This window comes from Pseudomonas avellanae BPIC 631, from assembly GCF_000444135.1.
In the GTDB taxonomy this organism is placed as follows: Bacteria; Pseudomonadota; Gammaproteobacteria; order Pseudomonadales; family Pseudomonadaceae; genus Aquipseudomonas; species Aquipseudomonas avellanae.
Window position 1 is genome coordinate 21910 of record NZ_ATDK01000005.1, and the last position, 6201, is coordinate 28110.

Sequence of the window (6201 nt, forward strand, 5' to 3'; positions counted from 1 at the left end):
ACCTTAGTAGCACGCCCATAATCTGTCAGCCTTGACAGCATTCCCCTCAGTCCAAAGCAGCCACCCGTAAGCCATCCAGCGACGCCCCCAGAGCCAACCCTGATGAACGTGATGCGGTTCACCGATTTCTATCTCCGCCGGTGCAGGGAGGACGCCAATCAGGACAGCCCGGCCACACTGGAAATTTCTTCACCATTGGCGGAAGCGGAAAACTTGGGCGTGGATGCAAAGTCACTCGCCCTGCAATCCAAGCCGAAAGCCTCACTACGCTTCCATTTTTGCCCACCACATAGGGCATACAGTCAATCAGCTGAGCGTAAAGAAAAAATCATCGCCGCATTACGTCATCCGGCTCAGGTAAAATACACCGGACAGTAGGCTTTGGTGGCAGAAATGAGGCCTACCAGGACTGATAGATCGAGGTTAAGCGACGCTTAAGTTGGCTCGTCGCCGCACAAAATCTGGTGTTAGGGGGAATGAATGGCTCAGTTTGTTCGAAAGCGCATCGTCAAAGACTTGATCGAAGAAATAGTTGAAATTGACGCCGTGTCACTTGAGTTTGTAGGTCACAAAGTCCTCGAAATCCTAGAAGGTACCTCCCTGATTCAGCGCGGCGTGAACAAGGACTACAAGCCAGTCGGCTACACCTTAGATACCTACTCTCACGATTTCAAAGTGGTGGGTGAATACAGCACTGAAGAAGATTATTTTATTGGTGTAAAAGCCGCCGATGAAAGTATTAAATTTGCCAAAATCGAAAAAGACTTGACCCATGTGCTGGCACATTGCGCTGGTCGAATTCCCGAGAGAATTTACTTGGTCTCCAGTGAGGAACAGCCGGCGTCCTTTCGTGTTAAATTTAACAAAACAAAGTTGGCCGAAGATCACTCGGAACAGATTCGATTTCTAAGCGCGCGCGACCTCGCTGAGCATATATTCGATGCATCCGTCGACAATGCTAATCACGCAGATTTCTTTCGCGAGTATTTCCCAGATTTTGGTCAGAATCTTGACAATTACGCATACTTTGGTCGTGTGCCGCCGGTTTGTGCGGATTTCAAAAGTGAAGAGATTTTCTTTCGCCAGATTCGCGACCATTTCGCTGCCGGCCCTCAAATCTGCGTGCTACATGGACTCAGCGGAGCAGGCAAAACGCAAGCCGCAATTAATTACGTTCGCGAAACCCTGGATGAATACGAAAACTATATCTGGATTTCCGGAGAGGATTGGAGGCCTGATGTAGCCCTTAGCGCGATAAAACGGGTTCGCGGCGGGGTCGCCATCAACGTTGCGGGGATATTCAATGCCTCTAAAACCCTGCTTGTCATAGACGATCTGACGCGTGCGTTGCAGCCCAGCCATTTACAGGCAGAGCTGGCTGCCGGGTTCAATCATGGCGGCAGAGTGCTGGTAACCTCTCAAATTGGAGCAACTGGTAAAGAGGAGGCCAGGATTTGTGTCCCGATTGAGCGAGTCTCCCATAAAACAGCGTTTCAGATTTTAGATGAAAGCGAGGCAACCGCTACTGACGCTTGTCGAAGGTTTGTCGAGGAGTGTCGATTCTCACCTCTCATTCTATCGATCGTGCGAAGTCTTGGTGACGAGGATGATATATCCAAAGAAGATTTGTATCGGGAGGTGCTTGAGAACCCTGGTGAAGCACAGCAAGCAGATGGCACCTCAATACTGTCGCTGATGCTGGGGAAGCTGAGTCCGGAAAACCGCAACGCCTTGGGCAAGATCGCCAATGGTGGCTGTAGAACCTACGAAATAAAATTTCTGAACAGCTTCATTGGCACAATGACGCGAGCGGCGCTACAGAGATTGGCAATTCTCAGCCGAACTGCGACCTCCTCAACTGTTGCCGTGCATGAGCTTATTTGCCGGGCCGTGCGCACCGCTGAGGACGACGGCGTTTTGGCCACCGCCATCGAACAGTATGTGAGTCTCAGTCACGGTGAAATGGTTCCAAGCACGCTGCGCCAGATCCATTTGGCGGTCGCGCAACTCAAGTCTGCGAATGACCGAAAAGGGGATAGGGCGCCTGATTGGCTGACATACGCGCTCATGCAGGTTGACCCTATCAGGTATAGAGCGCCCGGTTTGCAGGAAACCTCAGTCACTGGTGATATGCCGATGGCCCAATTGCTGTGCGTCGTAGATGCCAAGGAGGGACACGCCTATACCTTGGCTCAGGAAGACCGCAGCGCGTATTACGAACGATGCGCTGAAGAATATGGCCAAGCTCTCGATTCGGCTTCTGATACAGAAGTGCGAGCAGAGCTGATGCACCATCAAGGGAAAGCGTTTCGTCGCTGCGCCAAGCCAGAGCTGGCGCTGGATTGTTTCAAGCGCCTACTGACTGAAAAACCCGATTGGCACGCTGCTCACGGTCAGGTTGCACATCTAGGTACCCAGAAAGGTGTACCGCAGATAATGGTGGCAGAGGGTGAGATAGCCAACAGATATCTTATCGACCGCACGCTTGATTCGCCGGAGAAGGTTCCGCTTCGCGTTTCGCTAGCAGCCATTAGCAGGCTTAGGAGCTACTTTACGCTTAGTAATCAAATCAAGGATGATTCGGTAAAGGTTCAACAGCTCGCCGATGTCGTTGGACTTTCGGCGCTGGAAGGCTTCGATCAATTCTATGAAGCATTTCTGGCTCTCACTAGCCTGTATGGGTATCACCACGCTGATATCTGCCTTGTGCTCGCTGAGGCATTTCCAGAAATGCTGACGATTCGTCCCAACTCCGTGCAGGCGCGACAATGGTCGAATACGTCCGAAGGGCTGACAAATGTTGCTGTTGCGGCTCGCTCGGCTGGGAAGCAGGTGCTTGCCAATGAACTCAACGAAGCCGCCTGTAGCTTCGCAGATGAAGTCAGTCGCGGTGACCGGTTGACTTCTTACACAGCCCGTGTGGTAGCGAAGACGTTGATTGAAGCTAATAGAGCGTCAGATGCCTTGGTGGCGATTGATAAGGTACCCCCAGACCGTGTTGATCACTGGGTACTCTATCAGAAGACCCGGGCTGAGCTGGCCCTTGGTACCCCAGAGCTTGCAATTGAATCTGCGACGCTTGCATTGCAAATGGTTGAAAATGATGAAAAGGCACAAGGCAGGAGGAATATTTATCATGCCCAGCAAAGCCAATGTTGGGAGGCCTTGGGTGAAGTAGAAAAGGCCGTAGCCAGCAAGGCAGCGGCATGCGAACTCACCACTGACCCCAAATACCGCGAACAGTTGGAATCCCAACTCCAAAAGCTGACCGCGAAATTGCCATAGCATCATACTGTTATGCGCGTCGCACGCTGCTTTCTGAATGGCAGCAGGCGGCAGTCGACGCACTTTCGCAGTGCTGTGAGGAGTTGGCCAACCCTCGTACGCGCGTGAAGCTCTACGCCCTGCTGACCAAAAAACTGGGCCACACGATCGGTTAGCTCGTGAGCCCCTGACAGCGTCTGGACTCAATGGCCGCCTAGGCGGTGGCCTGCGCTCACTCCTGTAACCCGCGTGCCCCCCATTCTGCTCTACCGAGCCGATACGCCCGTCGGTTTAACGCTGCCGTAGGGTGCCAAGTGTTCGCCGAGGTATTTCAGCAGGATGCTGACCTTGGGTAACGCTTCCCGGGTTTTGAGCCACACAAGGTTCATCGGCAATCCATCAGTGGCAAGCTCAGGTAGTACCTCCACCAATCAGCCTTCATCCAGGTGCGTCTGAACAAGCCATGTCGGCAGTTGAGCAATCCCGTGCCCTCCGAGCGTTGCAACCACCTCGCCTTCATCATCCCCGACAGCGATACGAGGGTGGCCGGCACTCCCGAACAATGCCTGGCGCATTTCTTCTTCACTCAGCTGGTCGTTCACTGAGGCTCTCCTTCTAGATTTATAACCAGTTGATACACAGTGAGCTTATCAGCAATGCCCGCAAGCATTGAGCCCCCACGAACGCTACCCACTCCCCGCCCATATCCCCCCTGAAACGCCTGACCGCTGAGTTGACAAACCAGACGTTCTGCACAAAAATGTCGGTTGACAGTATCTCTGATTTGCACAAATTTCGAGGTCGTACCGATGCACGAAACCCAGCACCCAAGTCATTTCGTACCCGAATTGCTAGCCAAATACCTGGATCTGGTTTGCCAGGAAGTGATCTCAGTTGCGTATCAGGCGCTGGCTGATACATCCACACCTCACGATACGGCGTACACGCGAGCAACCCTGCTCTACGGACGTCTCCAAGGCCTGTGCAAAGCACTGGGCGCCGATGTGACCCTACCTTGGCTTGAGCTTCGAAATGGCACCATGGACTTCACGATCAGCGTCAATGGCGTGCTGCTGCAGATCGTCACCGACGATCCTGATGCTCCTAAAAAGCTGCACCGATTGAAAGCCAACCTGGTTGAGCTGCATCAGCTGAGTCTGTTTGAAGCCAGTCCCGATGTTTCGACCTGGCGACTGTTCGTCGATGGCAACAACGATATTGAGTTCCCGGAGTTCAAGGCCACGATCGTTGGCTTTGATATCAATAAAAACATCCTTTGCTACTGGACACACGAGTACAAGGCCAGTGTGCCTGTCAGAACCAGCGATCTGCCTGCTCAAGTCGAAATCGAGGAACCTTTGGTGGTTCGCAGAAACAAAGACGCCGACAAGAAGAAACCCGACGAACCTGGCAGCGTAGATGGACGATAGAACACAGCAACTCGCGTTAGGCGACGAATTTTCTCCGGACAAGCTGCGCCTGGCGCGCTGCGCGTCCGGAAGGTCGCTTGCAGACATTGGCGATCTGCTCGGGGTGACCCGGCAGTACGCTCACAAATTGGAAGTGAATGGCCTCCCCTCTCCTGCACAACTGGAGGTGTTGAGCGAAGCTCTGGGCGTGACTCAGGAGTTTTTCTTCGCCCCTAGGCGCAGTTCCGTTGAGCTTGAGCAATGCCATTTCCGAAGCGTGCGTGCCTCAACCTTGACGGTAAAAAAATCGATTGCAGCGCAAGTTGAGCTGTTTGAATTGATGGTTGATGAGATGGATAAGGAGGTCGCGTTTCCGGAGGTCAGCTTCCGGACTCATGATGAACCGGTTTCCAGCGTTGACGCCATTGAGCAGATTGCCGAGCGTTTTCGCAGAGAGCAGGGGCTAGGTCTCGGCCCGCTTTCCAACGTGACCCGGCTTGTGGAAAAGATTGGAGTGCTGGTCGTCAACATCGCTGACGCCGATGACCGGGTCGATGCCTTTTCCCTGCACAACAAGCGGCCATTGATTGTGCGCAACACCGCAAAGCAGAACCCATGCAGACAACGTTTCGACATTGCCCATGAGCTCGGCCATCTGGTTATGCACCAAGGGGTGGAAACTGGCTGCCGGCACACTGAGGATCAGGCCAACCAATTCGCAAGTGCCCTGTTAATGCCCCGGGCAAGCTTTGCCGGAGAGTTTCCAGCCATGCGAGGCAGGTATCTAAACTGGCATGCCTTGGGTGAGCTGAAACTGAGATGGAAGGTTAGCTTCAAGGCGCTGATCTATCGGGCTCAGTCCCTTGATCTCATTAGTCAGGAACAGGCCAAGTCAGGTTTCACCTATCTGAATCGTAAGGGGTTCACGCGCCGGGAAGATCTTGATGATCAGATCGAGATGGAGTCACCTCGCCTCGTGCAGCGCGCGCTCGACTTGCTGGATCACGCAAGTTGGAGAAAGACGCTCAGGTCTTGTGGGCTTACCCGGGAGATGGTCGAAACCCGCTTTCTGCTGAAACCACCTGAGTCACCCTTGAAACTGGTTTGAAGGATCAACTACCAGAGAGGCGGATATGGAGCATAATTTCGGTTATCGGCAAGCCCCTTGGCGTCTGCGCGACAGACGTTGAGGGGCCATTCTTCACGCGCCGCGCAGCCCAATGCCCCCTACCACCAAGACCGGAAAGAGTGGCCGAAACTGGCGCTGGCATTGCTCGTCATCCCCCCATTAGCTCCATGAGCTCGTCCGCTTCCTCTTCCTTGAGTCCGGGGAGGAAATACATCATGTCGAAATTAAGAACCCCTGGTTCGTCATTGACTACCATGAAGGCATGCATGTCGTTCCACAGATAAATCAGGTCTTTGTCGGCAGTCACAAAGAAAACATTGCCACCATGGTTGCGGATCTCGCTCAGAAAAAGCACGAGTGAATAGATATCCAGAGCACCATTGGTATCCGTCTGGCCAT

Annotated in this window: 5 protein-coding genes and 1 pseudogene; 4 read left to right on the forward strand and 2 right to left on the reverse strand. The window is 53.3% G+C overall.

Annotated features, from left to right (window positions below):
• Nucleotides 1-102: 102 nt before the first annotated feature.
• A complete protein-coding gene (locus tag DW49_RS1000000131495; protein WP_147477421.1) occupies nucleotides 103-378 on the forward strand; it encodes a hypothetical protein in 276 nt (91 codons plus the stop codon).
• 102 nt (nucleotides 379-480) lie between these two features.
• Nucleotides 481-3285: an ATP-binding protein gene (locus tag DW49_RS0100115; RefSeq protein ID WP_005616173.1), complete on the forward strand. Its 2805-nt coding sequence runs from the start codon at nucleotides 481-483 to the stop codon at nucleotides 3283-3285.
• 245 nt (nucleotides 3286-3530) lie between these two features.
• On the opposite strand, the pseudogene DW49_RS1000000129155 reads toward DW49_RS0100115, so the two are convergent.
• A pseudogene (locus DW49_RS1000000129155) lies at nucleotides 3531-3809 on the reverse strand (LysR substrate-binding domain-containing protein); the annotation flags it as partial.
• A gap of 264 nt (nucleotides 3810-4073) precedes the next feature.
• On the opposite strand from DW49_RS1000000129155, the gene DW49_RS0100130 reads away from it, so the two are divergent.
• Nucleotides 4074-4694 (forward strand): hypothetical protein, encoded by a 621-nt coding sequence (locus tag DW49_RS0100130; RefSeq protein WP_005616171.1) that lies wholly within the window; start codon nucleotides 4074-4076, stop codon nucleotides 4692-4694.
• The gene (locus tag DW49_RS0100135; RefSeq protein WP_024421046.1) at nucleotides 4684-5781 is read left to right on the forward strand and encodes a helix-turn-helix domain-containing protein; all 1098 of its coding nucleotides are present in this window, start codon (nucleotides 4684-4686) and stop codon (nucleotides 5779-5781) included. The genes DW49_RS0100130 and DW49_RS0100135 overlap by 11 nt, the downstream gene beginning before the upstream one ends.
• Before the next feature lie 169 nt (nucleotides 5782-5950).
• Here the strand turns inward: DW49_RS0100135 and DW49_RS1000000132715 are convergent.
• Nucleotides 5951-6201: hypothetical protein (locus DW49_RS1000000132715; RefSeq protein WP_029774590.1), on the reverse strand; the 251-nt coding region annotated here is incomplete at its 5' end.